The sequence below is a fragment of the Enterococcus sp. DIV0970a genome, assembly GCF_051711265.1.
Classification (GTDB): Bacteria; Bacillota; Bacilli; order Lactobacillales; family Enterococcaceae; genus Enterococcus_D; species Enterococcus_D casseliflavus.
Genome location: NZ_JBIOMF010000001.1, coordinates 219,043 through 245,089, shown reverse-complemented (window position 1 = coordinate 245,089; position 26,047 = coordinate 219,043). Strand labels below are relative to the sequence as shown.

27 protein-coding genes are annotated in these 26,047 nt (G+C 44.4%); 6 read left to right on the top strand and 21 right to left on the bottom strand.

Features of this window, described 5'->3' with window-relative positions; all coding sequences use genetic code 11:
• Positions 1 to 20: 20 nt before the first annotated feature.
• The 6 genes from rplB to thiD form a co-directional block, all read right to left on the bottom strand.
• Positions 21 to 854 carry a 50S ribosomal protein L2 gene (gene rplB, locus IGK14_RS01155; RefSeq protein ID WP_005226912.1) on the bottom strand — a complete coding sequence of 278 codons (834 nt, stop codon included), beginning with the start codon at positions 852 to 854 and terminating at the stop codon, positions 21 to 23.
• Positions 855 to 893: 39 nt separating this feature from the next.
• Positions 894 to 1,187, bottom strand: coding sequence for a 50S ribosomal protein L23 (locus IGK14_RS01150; RefSeq protein ID WP_005226911.1), 294 nt, complete (start codon positions 1,185 to 1,187; stop codon positions 894 to 896).
• A complete protein-coding gene (rplD, locus tag IGK14_RS01145) occupies positions 1,187 to 1,810 on the bottom strand; it encodes a 50S ribosomal protein L4 (RefSeq protein ID WP_005226910.1) in 624 nt (207 codons plus the stop codon). Before rplD ends, IGK14_RS01150 begins: the two co-directional genes overlap by 1 nt.
• A 29-nt stretch (positions 1,811 to 1,839) precedes the next feature.
• Positions 1,840 to 2,469 carry a 50S ribosomal protein L3 gene (gene rplC, locus IGK14_RS01140; protein ID WP_003127967.1) on the bottom strand — a complete coding sequence of 210 codons (630 nt, stop codon included), beginning with the start codon at positions 2,467 to 2,469 and terminating at the stop codon, positions 1,840 to 1,842.
• Between the two features lie 22 nt (positions 2,470 to 2,491).
• Positions 2,492 to 2,800: a 30S ribosomal protein S10 gene (gene rpsJ / locus IGK14_RS01135; RefSeq protein WP_003127966.1), complete on the bottom strand. Its 309-nt coding sequence runs from the start codon at positions 2,798 to 2,800 to the stop codon at positions 2,492 to 2,494.
• 340 nt (positions 2,801 to 3,140) lie between these two features.
• Positions 3,141 to 3,971 carry a bifunctional hydroxymethylpyrimidine kinase/phosphomethylpyrimidine kinase gene (gene thiD, locus IGK14_RS01130; RefSeq protein WP_010748615.1) on the bottom strand — a complete coding sequence of 277 codons (831 nt, stop codon included), beginning with the start codon at positions 3,969 to 3,971 and terminating at the stop codon, positions 3,141 to 3,143.
• Positions 3,972 to 4,078: 107 nt separating this feature from the next.
• On the opposite strand from thiD, the gene IGK14_RS01125 reads away from it, so the two are divergent.
• Positions 4,079 to 5,524 (top strand): PLP-dependent aminotransferase family protein, encoded by a 1,446-nt coding sequence (locus IGK14_RS01125; protein WP_010748614.1) that lies wholly within the window; start codon positions 4,079 to 4,081, stop codon positions 5,522 to 5,524.
• Complete coding sequence (locus IGK14_RS01120; RefSeq protein WP_010748613.1) at positions 5,508 to 6,233, top strand: nitroreductase family protein; 726 nt, start codon at positions 5,508 to 5,510, stop codon at positions 6,231 to 6,233. The genes IGK14_RS01125 and IGK14_RS01120 overlap by 17 nt, the downstream gene beginning before the upstream one ends.
• Positions 6,234 to 6,365: 132 nt before the next feature.
• Here IGK14_RS01120 and tuf read toward each other — a convergent pair whose 3' ends face one another.
• From tuf to rpsL, 4 genes are all read right to left on the bottom strand, one after another.
• Entirely contained in the window at positions 6,366 to 7,553 is a 1,188-nt protein-coding gene (gene tuf / locus IGK14_RS01115) for an elongation factor Tu (protein ID WP_005226902.1), read from the bottom strand.
• Positions 7,554 to 7,701: 148 nt separating this feature from the next.
• The gene (gene fusA / locus IGK14_RS01110; RefSeq protein WP_005226900.1) at positions 7,702 to 9,786 is read right to left on the bottom strand and encodes an elongation factor G; all 2,085 of its coding nucleotides are present in this window, start codon (positions 9,784 to 9,786) and stop codon (positions 7,702 to 7,704) included.
• Between the two features lie 80 nt (positions 9,787 to 9,866).
• Entirely contained in the window at positions 9,867 to 10,337 is a 471-nt protein-coding gene (rpsG, locus tag IGK14_RS01105) for a 30S ribosomal protein S7 (protein WP_003127957.1), read from the bottom strand.
• 70 nt (positions 10,338 to 10,407) lie between these two features.
• On the bottom strand, positions 10,408 to 10,821 hold the full coding sequence (gene rpsL, locus IGK14_RS01100) for a 30S ribosomal protein S12 (protein WP_003127956.1): 414 nt from the start codon (positions 10,819 to 10,821) through the stop codon (positions 10,408 to 10,410).
• Between the two features lie 304 nt (positions 10,822 to 11,125).
• Between rpsL and rpiA the strand changes: the two genes are divergently transcribed.
• The 4 genes from rpiA (at position 11,126) to IGK14_RS01080 (ending at position 14,163) form a co-directional block, all read left to right on the top strand.
• Entirely contained in the window at positions 11,126 to 11,800 is a 675-nt protein-coding gene (gene rpiA / locus IGK14_RS01095) for a ribose-5-phosphate isomerase RpiA (RefSeq protein WP_010748612.1), read from the top strand.
• A 151-nt stretch (positions 11,801 to 11,951) separates the two neighbouring features.
• Positions 11,952 to 12,533 (top strand): recombinase family protein, encoded by a 582-nt coding sequence (locus IGK14_RS01090; protein WP_005226873.1) that lies wholly within the window; start codon positions 11,952 to 11,954, stop codon positions 12,531 to 12,533.
• 194 nt (positions 12,534 to 12,727) lie between these two features.
• Positions 12,728 to 13,414, top strand: coding sequence for a 2,3-diphosphoglycerate-dependent phosphoglycerate mutase (gpmA, locus tag IGK14_RS01085; protein ID WP_005226871.1), 687 nt, complete (start codon positions 12,728 to 12,730; stop codon positions 13,412 to 13,414).
• 101 nt (positions 13,415 to 13,515) lie between these two features.
• Positions 13,516 to 14,163 (top strand): SGNH/GDSL hydrolase family protein, encoded by a 648-nt coding sequence (locus tag IGK14_RS01080; RefSeq protein WP_010748610.1) that lies wholly within the window; start codon positions 13,516 to 13,518, stop codon positions 14,161 to 14,163.
• Between the two features lie 52 nt (positions 14,164 to 14,215).
• On the opposite strand, the gene IGK14_RS01075 is transcribed toward IGK14_RS01080, so the two are convergent.
• The 11 genes from IGK14_RS01075 to IGK14_RS01025 form a co-directional block, all read right to left on the bottom strand.
• Positions 14,216 to 15,403 carry an iron-containing alcohol dehydrogenase gene (locus tag IGK14_RS01075; protein ID WP_010748609.1) on the bottom strand — a complete coding sequence of 396 codons (1,188 nt, stop codon included), beginning with the start codon at positions 15,401 to 15,403 and terminating at the stop codon, positions 14,216 to 14,218.
• A 198-nt stretch (positions 15,404 to 15,601) separates the two neighbouring features.
• The gene (deoD, locus tag IGK14_RS01070; RefSeq protein ID WP_005226852.1) at positions 15,602 to 16,306 is read right to left on the bottom strand and encodes a purine-nucleoside phosphorylase; all 705 of its coding nucleotides are present in this window, start codon (positions 16,304 to 16,306) and stop codon (positions 15,602 to 15,604) included.
• Between the two features lie 25 nt (positions 16,307 to 16,331).
• Positions 16,332 to 17,150, bottom strand: coding sequence for a purine-nucleoside phosphorylase (locus IGK14_RS01065; protein ID WP_005226849.1), 819 nt, complete (start codon positions 17,148 to 17,150; stop codon positions 16,332 to 16,334).
• 10 nt (positions 17,151 to 17,160) lie between these two features.
• Positions 17,161 to 18,327, bottom strand: coding sequence for a phosphopentomutase (gene deoB, locus IGK14_RS01060; protein ID WP_010748608.1), 1,167 nt, complete (start codon positions 18,325 to 18,327; stop codon positions 17,161 to 17,163).
• A 194-nt stretch (positions 18,328 to 18,521) separates the two neighbouring features.
• Positions 18,522 to 19,475, bottom strand: a complete 954-nt coding sequence (locus IGK14_RS01055; protein ID WP_005232556.1) for an ABC transporter permease — start codon at positions 19,473 to 19,475, stop codon at positions 18,522 to 18,524.
• Complete coding sequence (locus IGK14_RS01050) at positions 19,475 to 20,626, bottom strand: ABC transporter permease (RefSeq protein WP_005226844.1); 1,152 nt, start codon at positions 20,624 to 20,626, stop codon at positions 19,475 to 19,477. The genes IGK14_RS01055 and IGK14_RS01050 overlap by 1 nt, the downstream gene beginning before the upstream one ends.
• Positions 20,619 to 22,229: an ABC transporter ATP-binding protein gene (locus IGK14_RS01045; protein WP_005232559.1), complete on the bottom strand. Its 1,611-nt coding sequence runs from the start codon at positions 22,227 to 22,229 to the stop codon at positions 20,619 to 20,621. The genes IGK14_RS01050 and IGK14_RS01045 overlap by 8 nt, the downstream gene beginning before the upstream one ends.
• A 137-nt stretch (positions 22,230 to 22,366) precedes the next feature.
• The gene (locus tag IGK14_RS01040; RefSeq protein ID WP_010748607.1) at positions 22,367 to 23,485 is read right to left on the bottom strand and encodes a BMP family lipoprotein; all 1,119 of its coding nucleotides are present in this window, start codon (positions 23,483 to 23,485) and stop codon (positions 22,367 to 22,369) included.
• A 63-nt stretch (positions 23,486 to 23,548) separates the two neighbouring features.
• Positions 23,549 to 23,947: a cytidine deaminase gene (locus tag IGK14_RS01035; RefSeq protein ID WP_005226837.1), complete on the bottom strand. Its 399-nt coding sequence runs from the start codon at positions 23,945 to 23,947 to the stop codon at positions 23,549 to 23,551.
• A 54-nt stretch (positions 23,948 to 24,001) separates the two neighbouring features.
• Entirely contained in the window at positions 24,002 to 24,664 is a 663-nt protein-coding gene (gene deoC / locus IGK14_RS01030) for a deoxyribose-phosphate aldolase (RefSeq protein ID WP_005226835.1), read from the bottom strand.
• A 13-nt stretch (positions 24,665 to 24,677) separates the two neighbouring features.
• On the bottom strand, positions 24,678 to 25,979 hold the full coding sequence (locus tag IGK14_RS01025) for a pyrimidine-nucleoside phosphorylase (protein ID WP_005226834.1): 1,302 nt from the start codon (positions 25,977 to 25,979) through the stop codon (positions 24,678 to 24,680).
• Positions 25,980 to 26,047 lie beyond the last annotated feature (68 nt).

Here is a 26,047-nt window from a genome sequence, read left to right as displayed (position 1 = left end):
GCGACACACGGTCAAGTATATTACTTAGTTTTACGACGACGAACGATAAGTTTGTCTGATTTTGCTTTTTTGTTACGTGTTTTGTAACCAAGTGCAGGTTGTCCCCAAGGAGAAACTGGTGCTTTACGTCCGATTGGTGCTTTACCTTCACCACCACCGTGTGGGTGATCATTAGGGTTCATTACGCTACCACGTACAGTTGGGCGTTTGCGCATCCAACGAGAACGACCGGCTTTACCGATGTTGATCAATTCGTGTTGTTCATTACCAACAGAACCGATTGTTGCACGACATGATGCTAAGATCATCCGTACTTCACCAGAGTTCAAGCGGATCAATACGTATTTGCCTTCTTTACCAAGTACTTGAGCACTTGTTCCAGCTGAACGAATCAATTGTCCACCTTTACCAGGTTTCATTTCGATGTTGTGGATAACAGTACCGACTGGAATGTTTTCTAGTGGTAATGCATTCCCTACTTTAATATCTGCATCTGGACCAGAAACGACAGTCATGCCAACTTCTAATCCTTTAGGTGCTAAGATGTATGCTTTTACTCCATCCTCGTAATGTACTAACGCAATGTTAGCAGAACGGTTTGGATCATATTCAATCGTTTTAACCGTAGCAACGACGTTGTCTTTGTTACGTTTGAAATCGATCAAACGGTATTGACGTTTGTGACCGCCACCTTGATGACGAACCGTGATACGTCCGTTGTTGTTACGACCAGCATTGTTTTTCAAAGGAGCTAACAATGTTTTTTCTGGTGTTGAAGTTGTGATTTCAGCGAAATCAGAACTTGTCATATTACGACGGCCGTTCGTGGTAGGTTTGTACTTTTTAATCGCCACGTCTTTTTCCCTCCCATGTAAAGTTTATGCGTGAGTTGCTTATTCAGCAGCTTCGAAAATTTGGATTTCTTTAGAATCTTCAGTTAAAGTCACAACAGCTTTGCGACGTTTTTTTGTATATCCTGCATATTTACCCATGCGTTTGAATTTCGGACGAACGTTGATGATGTTCACGTTTGCCACTTTCACTCCGTCAAAGGCAGCTTCTACAGCTTGTTTTACTAAAGTTTTGTTAGCTTTTGTGTCCACTTCAAAAGTGTATTTCTTGTCATCCATGGCAAGCATTGATTTTTCAGTGATCACTGGGCGTTTAATAACGTCTAGTAAGTTCATTATGCAAGCACCTCCTCGATCTGAGTAAGAGCAGTTTGTGTCACTAACATTTTGTCGTTAGAAACGATGTCTAAAACACTAATGTTATCAGCAGTAACTACAGAAACTTTTGGCAAGTTGCGCGCAGATAAAGCGGCAAAGTCGTTTTCAGATTCTAAAACTACCAATACTTTAGAGTCAATTGTCAAGTTAGCTAAAACTTGTTTGAATTCTTTTGTTTTTGGAGCATCAAAGCTTAACCCTTCTACTGCTACCAAGTTATTTGAAGCAACTTTTTCTGACAATACAGATTTCATTGCTAAGCGACGAACTTTTTTAGGAAGTTTGTAGCTATATGAACGTGGTGTTGGTCCGAAGACTACGCCACCTCCACGCCATTGTGGTGAACGGATTGAACCTTGACGGGCACGTCCAGTTCCTTTTTGGCGCCATGGTTTACGGCCACCGCCACGAACGGCACTGCGGTTTTTCACAGCGTGTGTTCCTTGTCTTAATGAAGCGCGTTGCATGATGATTGCATCATAGACAACTGATTCATTTGGTTCGATTCCGAAGATTTCTTCGTTCAATGTAATTTCGCCATTTTGGCTTCCATCTTGTTTGAATAATGCTACATTCGGCATTCCTTAGTTCCTCCTTTCTTCCTATCTACTTATTTAGCTTTCACAGCTGATTTGATTGTAATCAATGATTTTTTCGCGCCAGGTACATTACCTTTGATCAAGATAACGTTGCGTTCTGCGTCTACGCGCACGATTTCCAAGTTTTGGATCGTGATGCGATTTCCGCCCATACGTCCAGCAAGACGTTTGTTTTTGAATACACGGTTAGGTGCAACTGGACCCATTGATCCAGGACGACGGTGGTAACGAGAACCGTGAGCCATTGGTCCGCGGCTTTGTCCGTGACGTTTGATAACGCCTTGGAATCCTTTACCTTTCGAAGTGCCGGTTACATCGATGATGTCTCCTGCTTCAAAAATATCAACTTTGATTTCTGATCCTACTTCTAAGCCCTCTAGCTCTACATTCTTGAATTCGCGAATGAAGCGCTTAGGAGCCGTGTTTGCTTTTGCAACATGACCTTTCGCAGGTTTGTTAGACAAAACTTCACGCATATCTTGGTAGCCGACTTGAATTGCTTCGTAGCCGTCATTTTCGATTGTTTTCACTTGTAGCACTACGTTTGGTGTAGCTTCTACTACAGTTACTGGAATCAATTCGCCAGATTCAGTGAAGATTTGAGTCATTCCCACTTTTTTCCCTAAGATTCCTTTGGTCATGATTACACCTCCATCTTAATTATTATAGTTTGATTTCGATATTAACACCGCTTGGCAAGTCTAGCTTCATTAAAGCATCAACAGTTTTTGGTGTTGGATTCACAATGTCGATTAGACGTTTGTGTGTACGCATTTCGAATTGTTCGCGTGAATCTTTGTATTTGTGCGTCGCACGGATGATCGTGTACAAGCTGCGTTCAGTTGGTAATGGAATTGGACCAGATACGCCAGCTCCAGTTCTCTTTGCAGTTTCTACGATTTTATCCGCTGATTGATCTAAAATACGATGTTCATACGCTTTTAAACGGATACGAATTTTTTGTTTTGCCATTGTTTTCCCTCCTTCGCCTATTTTGAAAAGTAGACATAGCTCCACGAAAATTTTCCGTCACGCTCGTCCATGGCAAAGCGTCCGGGCGTGTCGCAACCTCTCGTTTCGTAGCCGGCAGAAAATCTCTTTGCTGCCAGTGTGACTTACGTATTTACGTAAACAGCACCTTTATGATTATATTACGGATAAACATTGATTGCAAGCTTTTTTTATGGAAAAACCGGGATTCTTTTGCATTTCTTTCAGAAAATTTTCTTTTAGTTTCGTAACACAAAAAAGAAGCGTTGACCGCTTCTTTTAAGCACTTCTTCATTTCCCATTTATTATAGAAGAAAACCTGCTATTGCGGCGCTTCCTCCTGCATACGGTCTTGGGCGTGGGTATAGGCACCATGCCACACATGACCCACATAAGGATTGATCACCACTCCTTCTTTGATTGCCGCTGTGACAAAGGCTTTCGCTAACCGAACGCTTTCCACGACGGGTTTGCCTTTTGCAAGACCCGCAGCGATCGCAGCTGAAAAGGTGCAGCCTGCCCCGTGATTGAAATCGGTAGCGATTTTTTCACTTTCTAACAAGAGGAAGGATTGCCCATCATAAACGAGGTCAATGGCTTTTGCTCCTGGCAAGCGATGCCCCCCTTTGATCACGACGTATTTAGCACCTAATTCATGGATTTTTTCAGCAGCTTGCTTCATGGCCTCCACACTCGTCAAATCACCCAAACCTGAAAGAATCCCCGCTTCTACTAAATTGGGGGTGACAACATCTGCTAACGGCAACAAATGCGTGATGATGGCATCGACGCTTTTTGGCTGTAAGATTTCTGCAGTCCCTTTGCAAGCAATGACAGGATCGATCACCACATTTTTGACTTGCTGCTGTTGGATCATCTGCGCAGCTTGGACAATATTGTCTTCATTGCCTAACATGCCCGTTTTTAGAGCATCCATCGGATCACCTGCAAAAGCAGAGATCATTTGTTTTTCGACAAGCGCTGTTTCCATCGCCGTTACTTCATGGCTCCAACCTGCTTGTGGGTCCATCGTGACGATCGAAGCGATCGTGGCAAAACCAAAGACACCATATTCCTGAAATGTTTTTAAATCTGCTTCGATACCGGCACCTCCGGTTGAATCCGACCCAGCAATTGATAGGACTTTTTCCATCTTCCTCATCTCCTTGTGCTTTTTGCTAAGTATAGTCAATCTTCCCCTTGACGAAAAGAGCCATTTGGCTTATTTTTAAACCATCCAATTGAAAAAGGTGGTGCAGGATGGCTTCATCAAGTATCGACAAACAGAAGAAACAACCGATTTACCAGCAGATCGTGACTCATTTTATCGAAGAGATCCAAGCGGGAACCTATGGACCTGGGGATCGTTTGCCGCCAGAGCGCAGCCTCGCCCAGACTTTTGGCGTCAATCGTTCCACCGTCGTCAAAGCGTTAGATGAATTGAAAAGCTTAGGATGGATCGAACGAAAACAAGGCAGCGGCTCTCGTGTATTGGAAGGGCGTTGGGGGAACCGCCAAACGCCACTTTCTTATTTGCGCTCGTCTTTAAGCAGCCCTTATCTGCAGCAAGACCCTTACGTTCAACAGATTCAGCATTTGCGCACTGAGAAGGATGTGCTGGATCTGTACACAGGTGATCTACCTGCCGATCTGATCCCCGATTTCACGTTTCCTGCCTTTACCTGGGAAGAGATTCGCAAAGAAAGCACCAAAGTATTACCGACGGGTTATGAACCTTTGCAAGAAATCTTATTGCAGCACCTTGCTGATTCCTTCAATTTGCCCACCAGCGGTCAAAAACTAGTAATTACTGCCGGTTCGACGCAAGGAATCACCTTGCTGATGCAAGTCTTATTGCATGCGGGGGATTGTATTGCGACAGAGGACCCTTCTTTCTTGTTCTCTCTCCCCTTGTTTTCCACGATGAATGTCCAGCTGATTGGGATCAAGCAGGATAGTGAAGGGATGCGGCCTGCGGCATTGGAAAAAGTGTTGAAGGAAAAGAAGATCAAATTTGTTTATCTGAATCCCACCTTCCAAAATCCAACGGGTCATACTATGAGTGACCATCGGCGCCAAGCGATCATCCGCCTTTGCCAGACCTACCAAGTACCGATCATAGAAGACGATGTTTTTAGCGAGTTGGCTTTTGATAAAGTACCGCCCAAGCTAAAATCCATGGCTCCCGAAACCGTCATTTATTTAGGCTCGCTTTCAAAATTACTAGGATCATCCATAAAAATCGGCTGGCTTTTGGTGCCAGAAGCGTTAGCCGACCAATTTGCCCAAGCGAAAAAACGGATGGCGATCGATACCACGATCTTCCCGCAAGTCCTTGCCAATATCGCCTTACGCTCCTTTGATTACCACCAGCAACAGCGGACACTGCTTGCAGAAATGGCCCAGCGCCAGCAAGACTTACTCCAACTCTTGCAGGCATTCCAGGAGGATTGGCAATGGCAGCCGACGAAAGGTGGTCTTTACCTGTGGTTGACTTGGCGTCACCGCACATTGACTCGCAAAGATTGGTCACTCTTTTTGGCGAACGATTGCTTAGTAGCACCTGCGTTTCTTTTCAGTAACGATACGAATGGCTTGCGTTTGAACTATACCCGCTTAGCCAAAGATGATTTACCGCTATTTCAAGAACGATTCACAAAAATCACCCAACAGTTAAAGGAGCAAACCTATGAACGAAACCATTGAGCTTTTGCACAATCACCGCACTTACCGACAATTTGACCCTGACTACCGCTTGAGCCAAGAGCAAGTAACCGCGATTTTGACTGCGGCTCGTCAAGCACCTAGCTGGATGAACGGGCAAGCCTATTCGATCTTAGTGATCGACGACCCGCAGATTCGCCAACAAATGGTCGAATGGAATCCTGGCAATCCTCATATCGCAGCAAGTTCACTCTTTCTGCTATTTTTAGCTGATTTAAATCGAACCAAAAAAGTTGCTGACGAAAAACAGACTCCCTATCCAATCGATGAGGGCTATCAGCCACTATTGATCGCCACCACTGATGCCAGCATCGCTTTGCAATCTGGTGCGATCGCTGCTGAATCACTGGGCTTAGGCACCGTCATTTCTGGCAGTGTCCGCAAAGACAGCGCCAAAATCGCTGAATTGTTGCACTTACCAGAATATGTCTATCCTGTGGCTGGCTTGAGCATCGGTAAACCAATCGTAGAAATGAAGGTCAAACCTCGCTTGCCAGAAGAAGCGGTCATTCATTACAACCATTATCAGGACTATTCTTATGAGGCGATCGAAGCGTACGATCAAACGATGACTGCTTTTGGAGAAGCCCGCGAGACCAAACCATGGTCAGAAAAATTCGCTGGCTTTTACAGCAATCGTCCTGACCAAGGATTTGACGCCTTCTTGAAGAAGCAAAAACTAATAAAATAAATAGCACCGCTCTCTTTAGCTTCGATGAACCACAGTGGATTCGTCAACGCTAGAGATGGCGGCTCTTTTTTGGTTCTACGAGTTAAAAAAAAGAGCAAAAGCGCGTACGCTTTTGCTCTTCGATCAATCAAATTAAGCTTGGATTGAAGTTACAACGCCTGAACCAACAGTACGTCCGCCTTCACGAATTGAGAAACGAGTTCCGTCTTCGATAGCGATTGGGTGGATCAATTCAACGTCGATTGTTACGTTATCACCAGGCATAACCATTTCAGTTCCTTCTGGTAATTCAACAACACCAGTTACGTCAGTTGTACGGAAGTAGAACTGAGGACGGTAGTTAGTGAAGAATGGAGTGTGACGTCCACCTTCTTCTTTTGTTAAAACGTAAACTTCAGCTTTAAATTTTGTATGAGGTGTGATTGTACCAGCTTTAGCTAATACTTGTCCACGTTGGATGTCTTCACGAGCAACCCCACGTAGCAATGCACCAATGTTATCCCCTGCTTCAGCATAGTCTAACAATTTACGGAACATTTCAACACCAGTTACAGTTGTTTTAGCAGTTTCTTCAGCAATACCAACGATTTCAACTTCGTCACCAACGCGAACTTGTCCACGTTCAACACGGCCTGTAGCAACAGTACCACGTCCAGTGATTGAGAATACGTCTTCGACTGGCATCATGAATGGTTTGTCAGTGTCACGTTCTGGAGTTGGAACGTATTCGTCAACTGCAGCCATTAATTCCATGATTTTTTCTTCGTATGAAGCATCGCCTTCAAGAGCTTTCAAAGCAGAACCAGCGATTACAGGAACATCGTCGCCTGGGAAGTCATATTCTGACAATAAGTCACGAACTTCCATTTCAACTAATTCTAGTAATTCTTCGTCATCAACCATATCCATTTTGTTTAAGAAAACAACGATGTATGGTACACCAACGTTACGTGATAACAAGATGTGTTCACGTGTTTGAGGCATAGGACCATCAGCAGCAGATACTACTAAGATCGCGCCGTCCATTTGAGCAGCACCAGTGATCATGTTTTTAACGTAGTCCGCGTGTCCTGGGCAGTCAACGTGAGCATAGTGACGTGCTTCAGTTTCGTACTCAACGTGAGCAGTTGAGATAGTGATTCCGCGTTCGCGTTCTTCTGGAGCGCCATCGATTTGGTCGTAAGCTGAAGCTTGAGCCAAACCTTTTTTAGATAATACAGTTGTGATAGCAGCTGTAAGTGTAGTTTTACCATGGTCAACGTGTCCGATCGTACCAATGTTTACGTGGGGTTTAGAACGGTCAAATTTTTCTTTTGCCATTTTAAAATGTTCCTCCTAAAAATGCAGTTTATTTTTTATATTTGATAGGTAGGGAGCCGCAGCTCCCCATCCCTTATCATCGATAATATTGTACACGAAACTCAGAAAAAAATATAGCTTTTTACTTAATTTCCTATACTTCCATCAATTATTCAGCTTTGCCGCCGTTTTTCTTGATGATTTCTTCTTGAACAGATTTTGGTACATCTTCATAGTGATCAAATGTCATCATGAACGTACCGCGACCTTGTGTTGATGAACGAAGTGTCGTTGCGTAACCGAACATTTCAGCTAATGGCACGATTGCGTTCACGATTTGTGAGTTACCGTGTGCTTCCATTCCTTCTACGCGTCCACGACGAGCAGTTACGTGACCCATAACATCACCTAAGTAATCTTCTGGTACAGTGATAACTACTTTCATCATTGGTTCAAGAATTACTGGATTTGCTTTCTTCGCTGCAGCACGTAAAGCCATAGAAGCTGCAACACGGAAGGCAGTTTCACTTGAATCGACATCATGGTATGAACCATCATAAAGTTTTGCTTTGATGTCTACTAATGGGTAACCGGCTAAGACACCGTTCGCCATTGAGTCTTCAAGTCCTTTTTCAACTGCTGGGATGTATTCACGAGGAACCACACCACCGACAATCGCGTTTTCGAATTCGAAGCCTTTACCTTCTTCGTTTGGTGTAAATTCGACCCATACGTGACCGTATTGACCTTTACCACCAGACTGACGTACAAATTTACCTTCCGCTTGTGTTGCTGCACGGAATGTTTCACGATAAGAAACTTGAGGCGCACCTACGTTTGCTTCAACTTTAAATTCGCGACGCATACGGTCAACTAAGACGTCCAAGTGAAGTTCTCCCATACCAGCGATAACAGTTTCGCCTGTTTCAGCGTTTGTTTCCACACGGAATGATGGATCTTCTTCAGCAAGTTTTTGTAAAGCAACCCCCATTTTATCTTGGTCAGCTTTTGATTTAGGCTCAACAGCGACTTCGATAACTGGTTCTGGGAATTCGATTGATTCAAGGATTACTGGTGATTTTTCATCACATAGTGTATCCCCAGTTGTTGTGTCTTTCAAACCAACAGCAGCGGCGATATCGCCTGAGTATACTGTTTGGATTTCAGCACGAGTGTTGGCGTGCATTTGTAGGATACGACCGATACGTTCGCGTTTGCCTTTTGAAGCATTCAATACGTATGATCCAGAGTTCAAGATACCTGAATACACACGGAAGAATGTCAAACGACCTACGAATGGGTCAGTCATTACTTTAAATGCTAATGAAGCAAATGGTGCTTCATCGTCAGCCGGACGATCAGTTTCTTCGTCTGTTTTAGGATTGATCCCTTTAATCGCAGGAACATCAAGTGGTGAAGGCAAGTAGTCGATGACTGCATCCAACATCAATTGAACCCCTTTGTTTTTAAAGGCAGATCCGCAAAGAACAGGGAAAAAGTCAACAGTCAATGTTGCTTGACGAATACCAGCTTTCAATTCTTCTTCAGTGATTTCTTCACCTTCCAAGAATTTCATCATTAGTTCTTCATCAGTATCAGCAACAGCTTCGATTAATTTTTCGCGCCATTCTTCAGCTAATTCTACGTATTCTTCAGGAATTTCAGTCTCTTGGATTTCAGTCCCTAAGTCATTTGTGTAGATTTCAGCTTTCATTTTTACTAAGTCGATAATACCAGTAAAGTCATCTTCCGCACCAATTGGTAATTGGATTGGGTGAGCATTTGCTTGTAAACGATCATGTAAAGTTGATACAGAGTATAAGAAGTCTGCACCAATTTTGTCCATTTTGTTACAGAATACAACACGCGGTACGCGGTAATCTGTCGCTTGACGCCAAACTGTTTCTGTTTGAGGTTCTACACCTGATTGTGAGTCCAACACAGTTACAGCACCATCAAGTACACGCAATGAACGTTGAACTTCGATTGTGAAGTCCACGTGTCCTGGTGTGTCGATGATATTTACGCGGTTTTCTTTCCATTGCGCAGTTGTCGCAGCAGAAGTGATTGTGATCCCACGTTCTTGTTCTTGTTCCATCCAGTCCATTTGAGAAGCACCTTCATGTGTTTCACCAATTTTATGGATTTTACCTGTGTAATAAAGGATACGTTCAGTTGTCGTTGTTTTACCAGCGTCAACGTGGGCCATGATCCCGATATTACGAGTTTTTTCTAGCGAAAATTCTCTTGCCATTCTAGGTTGTTCCCCTCTCATTCTTACTTAACTTAAGCTAAGGTTGTCTCAGTACCTTCCAATAAAAAGCAGTGAGGATCTTACCAACGATAGTGAGCAAATGCGCGGTTGGCTTCCGCCATTTTGTGTGTGTCTTCGCGTTTTTTCACAGAAGCACCAGTGTTGTTCGCTGCATCCATGATTTCTTTTGCAAGACGTTCTTCCATTGTGTGTTCGCCACGCAAACGAGCGTAGTTTACCACCCAACGAAGACCTAGAGTTGTACGACGTTCAGGACGTACTTCTACTGGTACTTGGTAGTTAGAACCACCGACACGGCGAGCTTTAACTTCCAATACAGGCATAATGTTTTTCATTGCTTGTTCGAAAACTTCCAATGGATCATTTCCTGTAGATTCTTTGATAATGCCAAAAGCATTGTAGATAATATTTGCAGCAACACCGCGTTTACCATCAACCATTACACGGTTGATCAAACGAGTTACTAATTTTGAGTTATAAATAGGATCTGGTAAAACATCACGTTTTGCAACAGGACCTTTACGAGGCATCCGTAACTCCTCCTTCCGAGATATCAGTTCTGATTTAAATAAGATTCATTTGATCTGTTTGTCTTAAAGATTAAGCTTTAGGACGTTTTGTACCATATTTAGAACGAGATTGTTTACGATCGTTAACACCGGCAGTATCCAATGCACCACGAACGATATGGTAACGTACCCCTGGTAAGTCTTTTACACGTCCACCACGTAACAAGACCACGCTGTGTTCTTGTAAGTTGTGTCCGATACCTGGAATATAAGCTGTCACTTCAATCAAGTTTGACAAACGAACACGCGCATATTTACGTAGAGCTGAGTTCGGTTTTTTCGGTGTCATAGTTCCCACACGAGTAGCTACCCCACGCTTTTGAGGTGAGTTAACATTCGTTTGAGCTTTCTTGAAACTGTTATATCCTTTGTTCAATGCTGGTGAATTTGATTTTTCAACCTTGGATTTACGAGGTTTACGTACTAATTGATTAATTGTAGGCATCCCTAGTTGTCCTCCTTCCTTGATTCGCTTTATAGTCCCACACATCCAGGTGGTTCTTTTTTTGCGATAAAAAATAATGCATTCTCTGCATTCATATCAACTATGCTTTGATAGACAGTCAGCACGTCTCCAACGAGAGACCTGTAGATAAAGCACCTTTGATAGAATATCATGCTTATTCTTACCTGTCAAGTATCCTCCTAGGCTTTTTTCAAAAGAAATCTGTTACGAAAAAATCCGCAAATTTTGCGCTTCTTCCTATATAATAGAGACAAAGCATTTATTTAAAAAAGGCGGGAAGAAAATGAACCTAAAAGAAATGGTCGGCATTGAAGCGGCTAGTTATGTAAAAGATGGCATGGTCGTTGGCTTGGGCACTGGCTCAACAGCCTACTACATGATTGAAGAACTGGGTCGACGGGTAAAAGAAGAAGGTCTATCGATCACGGGTGTCCCAACTTCTTGGGCATCGAAAAAACAAGCAGAAGGATTAGGTATCCCGATTCGCACCATCGATGAAGTGGACGCTGTGGATCTTACGATCGACGGTGCAGATGAGATCAGCCAGGATTATCATGGCATCAAAGGCGGCGGTGCAGCCCTTTTATTCGAAAAAATTGTGGCGTCTAACTCCAAAAAAGTCTTGTGGATCGTTGATGAATCGAAAATGGTCGAAACACTTGGTGCCTTCCCGTTGCCAGTGGAAGTGATCCCTTATGGCAGCCAACAGCTGTTGCGTCTGTTCGAGAAGAAAAACTACCATCCAAAACTGCGTCTGAATGAAGAAGGCGAACCGTTAAAAACCGATTGCAGCAATTACATCATCGATCTTCATCTAGAAACGATCACCGCCCCTACTGAGTTGGCACAGGAATTAGATGCTACAGTGGGCGTGGTTGAACACGGTCTATTTTTGGATATGGTCCACACGATCATTGTCGGATTGCCTGAAGGCCCGAGTACCAAGCACGTTAGATAAAGGAAACAAAAAAGAGGAGCGATATCGCTTCTCTTTTTTTTCGTTATTTTTCTTCAATCGACTTAATTTTTATTATTTTTTGTGCAAATTACCCTATCATTTAAGAAATAATTATGATACATTCAATAAAAAGGGAAAGGTAGGAGGGTTTATGAAAATCATAGGCTATGCTCGTTCAACGATCACCGACAACTCAACAAGTGAACAATTAAACAAGCTCGAAGAATTTGGGTGTCATGAATTTTTCCATGAGACATTTAGCGTGGAAGAAAGTGAAGAAAATCATTCATTGGAGTCAGTGGTGGCACAAATGCAGCCCGGCGACACCTTAGTCGTTACGGAACTGCATCGTTTAGGGAAAACCACCAGACAGCTGACCGATCTCACTGATCTATTAAAACAGCGAGAGCTTCATCTGGTTTCACTGGCAGAACAAATCGATACCCGCGGTCCGATGGGACAGGTTTACTTCAATTTAATGGAAGGACTTGCGATCATGGAACGCTCACTCATCAAAGAGCGCACGCTGGTCGGCTTAAATAAAGCCCGCAAAAAAGGCAAAATTGGCGGTCGTCCAAAAATCGATCCGAAAACGATCAAAAAAATCCGTCAATTGTACTACGAGAAAAAAGAAACGATTCAATATATTTCTGAAAAATGCGGTGTTTCTGTAGGTACATGCTATAAATACATAAAATTATCCGAAGAAGAATGGAACAAGTTACGTTCATAGTTGTCGACTCCCCCTAGAACAGCATGAAACAAAAGCGGTCCTCTTTTTAATGATCCCCTTTTGTTTTTCCTTAAGAATGGCGTTTTCCCCCAGCTTTTCCTCCAAAACCATGGAAATTCTTTGAGAAAGAGTGTACAATAAATACGGAATTGAAAATTTCAGAAAAATATCGAATATCTAAAGGAGAGTTTTACATGCCAAAATTAGTATTTTCTCGTCATGGACTAAGCGAATGGAACAAATTAAACCAGTTTACCGGTTGGGCTGATGTTGATCTAGCGCCAGAAGGTGTCGAAGAAGCAATCGAAGGCGGACGTAAAATCAAAGAAGCAGGCATCGAATTTGACGTTGCTTACACATCTGTTTTAACTCGTGCCATCAAAACTTGTAATTACATTTTAGAATATTCTGATCAACTTTGGGTACCAACGATCAAATCATGGCGCTTAAACGAACGTCATTACGGTAAATTACAAGGTTTAAATAAAAAAGAAACTGCTGAAAAATACGGTGACGAACAAGTACACATCTGGCGTCGTTCTTACGATGTTTTACCTCCATTGATGGAAGCTTCAGATGAAGGTTCTGCTGCAAACGACCGTCGTTATGCAATGCTTGACCCTCGCGACGTACCTGGTGGAGAAAACTTAAAAGTTACTTTAGAACGTGCATTGCCTTTCTGGCAAGATGAAATCGCCCCAGCATTAAAAGACGACAAAACTGTCTTAGTTGCGGCTCACGGAAACTCTCTACGTGCATTAGCAAAACATATCGAAGGTATTTCTGACGAAGATATCATGGATCTTGAGATCCCAACTGGTCAACCACTTGTTTATGAATTGAACGATGATTTGACTGTTGCGAAAAAATACTACTTATAAGCCTCGCTTATCGCTGCCCTTTTTTAAAAAAGGGCAGTTTTTTTATTGGCATTTCCTCCCCCCTCTTTTATAATTGAGGGCGTACTCGAAAGGAGCTTACTATGAAACTAGTCAAAAATGATACCGTTTTATTTTTAGGTGACAGCATCACAGATTGCGATCGTGATCGCCAAGATCCCCACGATTTAGGACATGGGTTTGCCCGTCTCGTTGCCGATCAGCTGGCAGAAACATTCCCCACTGCAGGATTTATCTTTTATAATCGGGGGATCGGCGGCAACAAAGCTGCCGATGTCTTAGCCCGTCTCCAAGAAGATTGCCTTCAATTAGCACCTGACGTCTTGGTCTTTATGATTGGGATCAACGACACGTGGCACAATGCCGGTGGTCCCGATTTTGGTTCAGAAGCTGCGGCAACGTCCTTTGAGGAAACCTACCGTCAAATTCTGGAACAAGTGACCCAACAGGGGATCACGCGCATTTTCTTACTGGAACCTTTTGTTTTGCCATATCCTGAAGATCGTCAAACCTGGCGGATCGATCTTGATCCGAAAATCCAAATCGTTCGTCGCTTAGCTGCCGCCTTTCATTGTCAGTTGCTGCCGCTGGATGGCTTGTTTGCCGAAGCAGCCGTTGCTAGCTCCCCGCAGGCACTGACAGGTGATGACGGGGTGCACCCCACTCCTGCAGGACACGCCTTGATTGCGAATCAGCTAATGGCCCGTTTGGCTTTTTCTTCTGAAGGGTAAATAAACAGACCGCTCCGCGACAACCAAGTCGCAGGAACGGTCTTTTTTATGATTAAAGATAGGTTGAAGGAGTCAAGGAATCTTGGTAGATTGCAATCACGTCTTCTTCTTGCAGCGGTACATACGCATTTGTTGCAATAGAGCTGAATTGAACTGCTTGAGCCGCCATTTCAGCAAAATGGGTGTCATCGGCGATCCCTACTTCTGGCAAAGTCATTGGAATATCGCAAGAAGCAAAAAAGTCATACAGTTTTTGAATCCCCATTCGGGCAGCTAATTCTGGCACTGCTTCTTGGACACCAAAGACTTCTCTAGCAAACCGCGCAAATTTCGGCGCCGTTTCTTCATTCAATACATGAAGCATCCAGCGTGGGGTCAGGATCGCTAAGCCGATGCCATGGGTAATGTCATAAAACGCACTCAACTCATGCTCCATCGCATGACAAGACCAAGCACCACCCTTGCCGCTTCCAGTCAAACCATTTAAGGCTAAGGTGCTCGCCCACATCAAATTCGCCCGTGCATCATAGTCTGTGGGGTCATTTAATGCGATGGGCAGATTTTTAATGACTGCTTTTAGCAATCCTTCTGCTACACCGTCTTGGACATCTGTTCCTTCTGTTTTACTGAAATAATTTTCAATCAGATGGCTCATGATATCCGCTGAACCGGCAGCCGTTTGATAGCGACTGACACTAAAGGTCGTTGTTGGATCTAAAAAAGATACTTTCGGTAAAAATTCGGGTCCGTGAACACCAAGTTTTTGTTTCGTTTCTAGATTAGAGATCACCGCGCCGCGATTCATTTCACTGCCAGTAGCCGCAAGGGTCAAGATCGTTACTAATGGAATCGCTGGTCCTTGATAGCTTCTGGAAAGAACTAAGTCCCAAGGCTCTTGCTCACTGCAAGCCGCCCCAGCGATCACTTTGCTGCAATCAATTACAGAACCGCCGCCAACAGCTAAAATGACGTCGATCTTTTCTGAACGACAAAGAGCGGCTCCTTGACGAACGGTTTCGATTCGTGGATTTGGATCGACACCAGTCAATTCAGTGACTTGATTGCCGTTGGCAGTCAATTGCGCCATGACTGCATCGTACAAGCCGTTTTTCTTGATACTGCCGCCACCATAGACTAGCAAGACGTTTTTTCCAAATGTATTCAGTACTTCTGGCAGCTCGTTCAGACGGTCTTTCCCAAAACGAATGTCCGTCGTTACATGAAACGTAAAATTATTCATTGTCTCGTCTCCTTTTTACACCTTTTCTTTTCATTAAACCATTTTCTGGCAAAAGTGCAACGCTTCTTCGTGGCTTTTTGCCAACAAAAAAAGATAACACATTCTCGGTTGCATGCAAACCAATACGATTTGGCTGCTTGCTCTATCAAAAGCAAGCAGCCTTCGCATCGTTCATGCACCGATCCTGCGGTATCTTTTTTACGCGATCGCTGTTTCTAAGCCAACTTTGATCATGTCGTTAAATGTCGTTTGTCTTTCTTCTGGCGTTGTTTCTTCTCCAGTGATGATGTGGTCGCTGACAGTACAGATCGCTAAAGTTTGAACGTGGAATTTCGCCCCTAAATAGTATAAGGCTGCGGCTTCCATCTCAACACCCATCACCCCAAGGTCTGCCAACTGTAACGTTTCCGTCATGTCATCTTTGTAGAAGGTATCTTCAGATAAGATGTTGCCGACGTGAGTCGTAAATCCTGATTCAATCGCTGTATCATAGGCTTTACGCAACAGTGCAAAGTCAGCGATTGGTGGGAAATGGAAACTTTGGAAGTTTTTTGCTACCATCGATGAACTTGTTGCTGCCGCTTGGGCAATCACAAGATCACGCACGTGGACATCTTTTGAGATGGCACCACACGTACCGACCCGAATCAATTTCTTTACGCCGTAAGAGTTGATCAATTCATGGGCATAGATGCTCGCTGAAGGCATGCCCATGCCAGTTCCTTGGACAGAGACCCGCTCGCCCTTATAAACGCCTGTATAGCCCAACATCCCCCGAACGTTGTTGTAACAGATCGGGTCTTCTAAAAATGTTTCAGCAATATATTTTGCCCGCAGTGGATCACCTGGTAACAAGATTTTGTCTGCGATCTCGCCTGCTTTTGCTTCGATATGAACGCTCATTCGTTTTTCTCCTTTGATCTGCTTTTTATAGGACTGCTAACGTTTCTTTGATCAACGCTTTAAATTCTGCCTTGACCCGTTCCGTCGTTTCCACGACTTCTTCATGATTCAAGCTCGCTTGCATACCAGCAGCCAAGTTTGTGATACAAGAAACACCTAAGACTTTCAAGCCACTGTGAACAGCAACGATCACTTCTGGGACAGTCGACATACCGACAGCATCGGCACCGATCGTCCGAGCAAAGCGGATCTCTGCTGGCGTTTCATACGTAGGACCTGAGAAGCCCATATAAACGCCTTCTTTTAAGTGCAATCCTTTTGATGCACCAACTTTTTGTGCCGCTTCCCGATAAGGCAAATGGTAGGCTTGGCTCATATCTGGGAAACGTGGCCCCATTTCTTCTTCGTTTTCACCAATCAGTGGGTTGTCCCCCATAAAGTTGATTTGATCGGTGATCAACATCAAGTCTCCCGGCTGGAAGCTTTCGTTTACGCCGCCACAGGCATTGGTCACGACTAAAGAGTGAGCTTTCAATGCCGCCATCACACGGACGGGGTAAGTGACCGTCTGCATCGAATGGCCTTCATAATAATGGAATCGTCCTTGCATCGCTAAGACTTTTTTCCCAGCTAATGTTCCATAGACCAATTGTCCTGCATGACCGACCACTGTCGAAACAGGAAAATGCGGGATATCGTTGTAAGGCAACACGATTGGGTTTTCGATCTCATCGGCTAATTCACCTAAGCCAGATCCTAAGATCAACCCAAATTCCACTTCACCGACGCCGCTTTCTTGGATAAATGCCGTTGTTTCTTGTAATTTCTCATGTAACGTTGTCATCTCATCACCTCTAGTTTAAATGTTGTAAAAAGCTTGTTCCGTTTTCTGTAGCTGAAACACCAAAGTTTTCAGCGATCGTTGCGGAAATATCCGCATAGTAGCCTTGTGGCAATTTGCCTTGGCCTTGGAATTTCTTGCTGTACGCTAATAATGGCACATATTCTCTCGTGTGATCCGTTCCCCTAAAGGTTGGGTCATTGCCGTGGTCAGCTGTGATCAACAACAGATCCTCGTCTCCCATTGCTTCTAAAAGTTCTGGAATACGCAAATCAAAATCTTCAATGGCATGGGCATACCCTACGACATCGCGACGGTGACCATAAAGCGCATCGAAGTCGACCAAGTTCGTAAAGCTTAGACCCGTAAAGTCTTGTTTCATCACCTTCAGTAACTGATCCACACCGTCCATATTGCTCTTCGTCCGTACAGAATCGGTGATTCCTTGTCCGTTGAAGATATCATTGATCTTCCCAACGGCGATCACGTCTTTTCCAGCTTCTTTCAAGGAATCTAATACTGTATGGCCAAATGGATCGAGTGCGTAGTCATGACGATTGCTCGTACGAGTAAAGTTTCCAGGCTCACCGACATACGGACGCGCGATGATGCGGCCGATCATATATGGCTCATCTTTCGTGATGTCCCGAACGTACTGACAAATACGATACAATTCTTCTAATGGAATGATTTCCTCATGCGCGGCGATCTGCAACACTGGGTCAGCCGAGGTGTAAACGATCAGATCGCCTGTCTTCATTTGATGTTCGCCAAAGTCATCAATGACTGCTGTCCCAGAATACGGTGCATTGCAGACGATTTTGCGTCCAGAGAACGCTTCGATCTGTTGCAATAATTCATCGGGAAACCCATCGGGAAATACGCGGAAAGGCTTTTGGATATTCAAGCCCATGATCTCCCAGTGCCCCGTCATCGTATCTTTCCCAACGGAAACTTCTTCCAATTTGGTTGCATACCCATCATGGTCAGCTACCGCCTTCACGCCTTCTAAAGGACGGATCGTCCCTAGGCCTAATTGTTCCAAGTGAGGGATCGTCAAGCCTGCTTCTTTTGCAATATGGCCTAACGTATCTGAACCGACATCACCAAAAGCTGCCGCATCAGGTGCTTCACCAATTCCGACTGAATCCATCACGATCAAGTGTACACGTTTAAACATTCTATTCCCTACTTTCTTTATTTTATGCTTTTACAAGCGGATCTACTACCTCTATCATACTAAACTTAAGCAAAAATTGCGCTGGGTTGCTTTGGAAATTTCCTGATGCGTTCCTTTCACCCAGAGGATAGAAAAAGGGCAGGACACAGCAACACATTCATGTCCCATAGCCCCACCCTTTCATACTGAAAAAATTATTTAGATTTAATGTAGTTCTTCCCGTTAGCTTTCGGACCAGCGGCTTTTCCAAGGAAAAGAACGAGCACGATGATCGTCAAGGCATAAGGCGCAGCTTGTAAGTAAACCGCTGGAATGGAAGAGATGATTGGCAGTTGGCCACCTACGATACTGATGTTTTGCGCAAAACCGAAGAAAATCGCAGCTCCCATTGCACCAAGTGGATTCCATTTACCAAAGATCATCGCAGCCATCGAGATAAATCCTTGACCGGCGATCGTTGTCACGGCAAAGCGACCCGCGATCGATTGAGCAAACAAGGCACCGCCCATCCCGCCAAGGAAACCAGAGATCAAGACACCTGAGTAGCGCATCACGTAAACATTGATCCCTAAGGTATCCGCTGCTTGTGGATGCTCACCGACAGAACGAAGACGCAACCCAAAGCGTGTTTTGAAAATCACGAACCACGCGATCACTGAGATCAAAATAGCGAAGTACGCCGGTAAGAATGTTTGATTAAAGAAAATCGGGCCAATGATAGGAATATCTTTAAGAATCGGGAAATTGAAATACCCCAATGTCCGTTGGATGTTATCCGTTTGCCCTTTGTTGTAGATCGCTTTGACTAAGAACACAGCCAAAGCTGGTGCCATCAAGTTCATCACCGTACCACTGATGATGTGGTCGGCACGGAAGTTGATGGTTGCCACCGCATGCAGCAAGGAGAAAACCACACCGACAAGTCCGCCGACGAGCATCCCTAACCATGGTGTCCACGCACCAAATTGTGACGCAAATTCAATATTGAAAACAATCGAGCTAAAAGCACCCATAACCATGATTCCTTCAAGACCCACGTTAACGATCCCGCTGCGCTCTGAGAACACGCCACCTAGCGCCGTCAAAATCAGAGGAGACGCATAAATCAATGTTTGAGTGACGATCGAAGAAATTAAACTAATATCCATTAGATGGTTCCTCCTTCCTGATCTTGATCGTTTGGTTGGGCTTCAATCTCCTGTACGACCAGCGCTTCTTTTTTGCCGTCAAAGATTTTTGCCAACAAGAAACGAATCACAAAGCTGATCGCTACGAAGAAAATAATAATTGCGATATTGACATCGACTAATTCAGATGGAATACCTGCAAACTGCATGCCTTGTCCACCTAATTTCAAAATACTGAACAAGAGGGCTGAAAGCAAGATTCCGATCGATGAGCCGCTTCCTAACAAGGATACAGCCATACCGTCAAACCCGATGCTCAATGATGACCCTTGAACGAAGAAGTTTTCAAACGTTCCTAGTCCTTGAACGACTCCACCTAATCCAGCAAGCGTTCCAGAGATGATCATGGAGATAATGATCGTCCGTTTGCTGCTCATCCCCGCATATTCAGAAGCGCTTGGGTTCAAGCCCACCGCGCGGATTTCATAACCAAGAGTGGTTTTTTTCATCAAGAACCAAACCAAAACTAAGAAGATCAAGGCTAAGAAGATCCCTAAGTTCAAGCGAGAGTTGCTCGTGATGCTTGCTAGAAACGGCGTCTGCATGGAGGCATTTTCCCCCACCATTTTTGTGACCCCTTTTGTCGTGATCATGGATTCGCTCATCACATTATTGACTAAATGGTTCCCCGTATAAAGCAAGATATAGTTCATCATGATCGTCACGATGACTTCACTTGTTCCAAAGAATGCCCGTAGGAAACCAGGAATCGCAGCTGCGATCGCCCCGCATAAAGCCCCTACGATCACGGCTAATGGCAAGACCACCAACCGAGGCGCATCTGGCATCGCTAGTGCGACCCAGATACTAGCAACCCAACCTGCTAGCGCTTGACCAGAAAGACCGATATTGAAGAATCCGGCTGAATTTGCAACGGCAAACCCCAGAGCGGTAAAGATCAATGGTCCTGCTGTAACAAAAATCTCACCAATGTTGCGGGCATTTAACCCACCTGTTTGTCCGTTGATAAAAACGGTCCGAAACATTTGTGTATACCCTGTGATCGGGCTGTAGCCGAAGGCCGCCATGATGATCCCGCCAAGGACGAATCCTAACAAGACAGCGATGATCGGCACTAATATATTGCGGATCTTTTCTTTGCGGTTATTCAACCGAACCACCTACTTCCTCCATTTGCAGCTCTCGTCTTGCTTCCTCCAAGGAGTACCCTGCCATCAACAAGCCAAGCTCTTTCTCTGATGTTTCTTTCGGATCAACGACCCCAACGATCTCACCAGCATGAATAACAGCAATGCGGTCTGATACATTCAAAATTTCATCTAATTCAAAGCTGACTAACAACACCGCTTTGAACTTATCCCGCTGTTCAATCAAGCGTTTGTGGATAAATTCGATCGCTCCAACATCCAACCCACGGGTCGGATTGGCAACGATCAATAGATCAGGATCGCGGCTGATTTCTCGTGCGATGATCGCTTTTTGTTGATTCCCGCCGGACAATGCCCGTGCTGGTACGATCTCGTTGACTGTTCGTACGTCAAATTCTTGAATCAAATCACGAGCAAACTCGTTGATCTCTCCGTAATCCAAGACACCTGCATTACTCAAAGGTTTTTTGTAGTAGGTTTGCAAGGCGATGTTTTCTGATAACATCATATCCAAGACAAGTCCGTATTTGTGGCGGTCTTCTGGCACATGACCAACGCCGGCTTCGGTGACTTTCCGAGGCTTGAAGTTGGTGATGTCATCACCATTCAGCAAGACCTTGCCGCTTTCGACTTTCCGTAAACCAGTGATGGCTTGTAACAGCTCTGATTGCCCATTGCCATCGATCCCAGCAATCCCCAATACTTCACCTGCACGTACTTCTAAGCTTAAGTTTTTGACTGCTTCTAAGCCACGGTTTTCTTTTACAACTAAGTTTTCAACAGAAAGCACGACTTCTTTTGGTGACGCTTCTTTCTTCGGTGTCTTGAAGGACACAGAACGACCAACCATCATATCGGCCAACTGTTGTGAGCTGACGTCTTTGACATTGACAGTGCCGATCCCTTGTCCTCGACGGATAACTGTACAACGGTCTGCCACCGCTTTGATCTCATCCAGTTTGTGGGTGATCAAGATGATCGATTTGCCTTCACGCACCAATCCGCGCATGATCTCGATCAGCTCTTCGATTTCTTGCGGTGTCAAAACTGCCGTTGGTTCATCAAAAATCAGTACATCTGCGCCGCGGTAAAGAGTCTTCAAGATCTCTACCCGTTGCTCCATCCCAACAGAGATGTCACGCACATAAGCATCTGGATCAACCGATAAACCATATTGTTCAGAAACTTTTTTGATTTCTTTGCGGGCTTTCTTGCGATCTAACACACCGAGATGATGGGGTTCGCTCCCCAAAATGATATTTTCTGTTACAGTAAAGGCGTCTACCAGCATGAAATGCTGATGCACCATCCCGATCCCCAATTTGTTTGCTGCGGTCGGACTCGTGATATTCACTTTTTCACCATTCATCCAGATTTCACCAGATGTTGGTTCCAATAATCCTGACAGCATATTCATCAAGGTCGACTTGCCCGCTCCATTTTCACCAAGCAATGCGTGGATTTCTCCTGGCCTTACTTGCAAGTTGACATCGTCATTGGCTTTGAACGTTCCAAACTCTTTGGTGATATGACGCATTTCTACAACATATTTTTCCTCAGCCAAATTACTCACATCCTTACTTTCTAATTCGCTTATACAAACCATTCGTCATGTCAAAAAAATAATTGCTATTGCTTAGGATGATTACTATCCTCATGAAAACCCGTAGCTTTCATCAACATAGTAATCCAATGACGATCATCTTGCCCTAAACTAGGGCAAGATAACCGAAAAGAACAACTTTATTTTTCAGGTGTTTCTGGTACTTCTACTTTGCCGTCGATCACGTCTTGTTTCGCAGTTTCGATCGCTGCTTTGGCATCATCTGAAAGGAACCCTTCAGTAATGTCTACACCGCCATCTTTCAAGCCGTAAACAATGTGTTCGCCGCCAGGGAAGTTGTCTTCTAACGCACGAGTTGAGATATCTTGAACCGCTGCGCCAACACCTTTCAATGTTGAAGCCAATGTGAAGTTATCTTCTTTGCCATCAGCAGTTGTGTATTTTCCTTCGTCTTGTTGATCGCTATCTACACCGATGACCCAAACTTTTTTGTCTTCTAGGTCTGCTTCGTTCAATTGTTCATTGATTGCTTTTGCTTCTTGGAAGACACCTGCACCAGTACCACCAGATGCGTGGAAGATTACGTCAGCGCCGCCTTGATACATTGAAGCTGCCAATGCTTTCCCTTTGGCAGGATCTCCAAATGATGCTGCATATTGAGAATCAATTGTAATTTCTTTGCCTAATTTTTCAGCTGCGTCTTGAACACCCTTCGTGAAACCAGCTTCGAAACGGTCGATAACGACGCCTTCTTCACCACCGATGAAGCCGACTTTGTTTGTTTTGGTTGTATACGCTGCAGCATAACCAGCTAAGTAAGCTGCTTCGTTATCTTTAAATGTTGCTGAAACAACGTTGTCTTTGCCTTCGATCACATCATCAATGATCCCGAATTGTGTATCAGGGTTTTGGTCAGCTGCTGCTGCGATTGAATCTTTCAATAAGTAACCCACACCGAAAATCGTTTTGAAACCATTTTGAACGGCACCATTTACGTTGGTTGTGTATTCTGAAGCTTCATTTGATTGCACGTAGTCATAACCACCAGCACCGCGAGCGATCCCGTGTTCCTCACCCCATGCTTCTAAGCCTTCCCACGCTGATTGGTTGAATGAACGGTCATCCACCCCACCGATATCGGTAACGATTGCGACACTATGCGCTGCATCAGTCGTACCGTCTGCAGAACCGCCGCCAGTTGAATCAGTTGAACCTGAATTTCCTCCGCCACAAGCACCAAGTAAAGTCAACCCAGCTACTGCAACAATACCTAAACTAAATAATTTTGCTTTTTTCATTGCTGTAAAGCCCCCTAAAAATATAGTTTTTTTCAACAGCCGCATCGACTGAATGAACATGGTTTATAAATCTTTGTTCGTGAAGTAATAAGGCAATAGGCCTTCTACCGTGGTTTCTTTGATGACACCATCATCGCCGACTAAGGTCACCGGCATATCTGGCGCACAAAATTCCACCATGACCTGGCGGCAAGCACCGCAAGGAGAGATCGGTTCTGGCGTATGACCCGCCACAACCAAATGTTGAAACTCTTTTTCGCCTTCAGAAACGGCTTTGAAAAAAGCGGTTCGTTCTGCGCAATTTGTTAAGCCATATGAGGCATTTTCAATGTTGATCCCTTGATATATCGTACCATTTTTGGCAACGAGACAAGCACCGACCGGAAACTTAGAGTACGGCACATACGCTTTATCTAAGGCGGAAACGGCGGTGTCGATCCACTCTTTTTTCGCTATTGTCATTGTCTTCCCCGCTCTTATTTTTATTTTTTGCTACTTTACTTAATAATGCTAAGCTTAGTAGCCAGCACCTGTTGAGCCAGTCACGATAGCAACACTTGCGCTTGTTCCTAAGCGGTTTGCGCCCGCTTCGACCATAGCTGCAGCTTCTGCTTCATTGTGGATACCACCAGAAGCTTTGACACCCATTTCTGGTCCTACTGTTTCACGCATCAAGCGAACATCTTCAACGACTGCCCCACCAGTTGAAAAGCCAGTTGAGGTTTTCACGAAATCTGCACCAGCTGCTTTGGCTAATTCACAGGCTTTGACGATTTCTTCGTTGTCTAATAACGCTGTTTCAATGATTACTTTGACAAGCGCTTTGTCTTTGGCTGCTTCAACGACTGCTTCGATGTCTGCTTGAACTTTTTTGTATTGTTTTGATTTCAAGGCACCTACGTTGATCACCATATCGACTTCATCTGCGCCGTTTTTGATCGCATCTGTTGTTTCATAAGCTTTGACCTCAGATGTGTTTGCCCCTAAAGGAAAACCGATCACGGTACAAACAGCCGTTGGTTCGCCTTGTAATTTTTCTGCTGCTAATGAAACCCACGTTGGATTGATGCAGACAGAATAGAAGTGATAGGTTTTTGCCTCTTCGATGATTCGTAAAACATCTTCCTCCGTTGCGTCTGCTTTCAAAATCGTGTGGTCGATCATGCGATTCAATTCCATTTTTATTCGCTCCTTATTCTGTAATAATGTCATGGATCAATGGCGGTTCTGCGCCATCTTCCCCAATTTCAATATTTTGGTCGATCAATGCTTTGACATCCTCGATTGCTTCGGTATTGCTATAGATCGTCAATAGCGATTCCCCTTTGCTTACGGATTCGCCCACTTTCTTATGCAATTTGATGCCCACGGCATGGTCGATGTCTTCGTCTTTGGTCTTACGACCTGCCCCTAACATCATCGCCGCGATCCCTAGCTCATTGGCAACTAATTTCGTCACCACGCCGCTCGTTTTCGCTGGGACTTCCACTTCATATTTCGCTGTCAAAATCTTGCTCGGGTCATCGATCACTGTAGCGTCTCCGCCTTGGTCTGTAATCATCTGTCTGAATTTTTCTAACGCTTTGCCTGAATGCAGGGCTTCTTCCAACAGTTGGCGTGCTTCTTCCAATGAATCAGCTTTTTTCGCTAAAACGACCATTTGGCTGCCCAGTGCATAGCACATTTCTTCCAAGTCTTTCGGTCCTTTTCCTTGCAGTGTCTCAATGGCTTCCACCACTTCCAAACTGTTGCCGATCGCTTCCCCTAAAGGCTGTGACATATCAGAAATGACTGCCATCGTTTGGCGATTTGCCAATTTTCCGATGCGGACCATCGTTTGGGCTAAGCGTTTAGCATCCTCCAAGTTTTTCATAAAGGCGCCATCGCCTGTGGTTACATCTAACACGATCGCATCGGCACCTGCCGCGATTTTTTTACTCATGATCGAGCTGGCGATCAATGGGATCGAACTAACCGTTGCCGTCACATCTCGTAAGGCATACAGTTTTTTGTCTGCAGGAGCTAAATCTCCTGATTGACCGATCACGGCCACTTTGCTTTCGTTGACTAATCGGATAAAGTCGGCTTCAGAAAGCTCGATTTTAAATCCAGGGATCGCTTCAAGCTTGTCTAAGGTCCCACCAGTATAGCCTAAGCCGCGGCCAGACATTTTCGCAACCGGTACGCCAACACTAGCCACTAATGGCGCTAAGATCAATGTGGTCGTATCACCAACACCGCCAGTCGAATGCTTATCGACTTTGATTCCTTCAATTGAGGATAGGTCGATCACTTCACCAGAATTTGCCATTGCTAGCGTTAAGTTCGTGATCTCTTCATCTGTCATATCTACATAAAAAATAGCCATCAACAAGGCACTCATTTGATAATCTGGAATACTTCCTTCAGTATACGCAGTTACAATGTAGTCAATTTCTTCCTTCGTCAATGACTTGCCGTCACGTTTCTTTTCAATTAAATCCACCATTCGCATCGAAATGACCCTCGCTTCCTTTAACATTATACAATAATTTTTCGTAGGGTAAACCACTTTAGTAAAAC